This is a genomic window from Pararobbsia alpina (genome assembly GCF_902859895.1).
Classification (GTDB): domain Bacteria; phylum Pseudomonadota; class Gammaproteobacteria; order Burkholderiales; family Burkholderiaceae; genus Pararobbsia; species Pararobbsia alpina.
On sequence record NZ_CADIKM010000202.1, the window covers coordinates 1 to 725 of the forward strand.

Sequence of the window (725 nt, forward strand, 5' to 3'; positions counted from 1 at the left end):
ATCCGAGAGTAAACGCGAGTTCGCGCCGGTTTACAACCCTTTGTGACCAGATTTCTTCAAGCTCCGACTACACATAGTCGATGCCCGCCTTCACTTCTGTATAACGAGATGGCTTTAGGCATCCCAGATATGCAAGAGCAAGGCGGTACGTCTGTTCGGCTCGACGAGTTCAAATTCTGCGATAACAGCCTGTCGGATCGCGTCGAGAACGGTTTTCATGCGATCGCTATCGACGAACAACGCGCTGATTTCACACCGACCTTGTGGGACACGCGTCCGGGCGTTGTGCAAGTATTATTCCCCGGCGCACATGCCGATGTCGGGGGGGGCTACCTGGCAACGGAATCGGGCTTGTCGAATTGTGCGCTCGCATGGATGGCCGCACGGCTTGCCGCAAGCGGTGTGCTGCTGACAGGGATGCCGCAGGGCACACCCAACCCGCTTGACATCGAGCATCGCCCCTGGGCAGACAGCATCCTCTACAAGCTAGGGGCGCGAGAATTCCCGCCGACACTGATGCTCAGCCAACGCGTCATGCAACGTATCGCTGCACCGAACATACGAGTAGAGGGCGAAGCGCAACAGCAGTATCGTCCAACGAATATTTTGAATAGCTACGTGCAGCTGGATTGGTCGGCTCCGGCGCCGCATGCTCAGATCGCGCCATAAATGAAGTAGCTGTGCTTCAACCGTCGAACAGTTGACCGAACCGACGGTCTGAACGC

Annotated in this window: 1 protein-coding gene; it reads left to right on the forward strand. The window is 56.8% G+C overall.

Translation table 11 applies throughout. The features are described from left to right. Positions 1-108: 108 nt before the first annotated feature. Positions 109-669: a phospholipase effector Tle1 domain-containing protein gene (locus HV670_RS30270; RefSeq protein ID WP_175108580.1), complete on the forward strand. Its 561-nt coding sequence runs from the start codon at positions 109-111 to the stop codon at positions 667-669. Positions 670-725 lie beyond the last annotated feature (56 nt).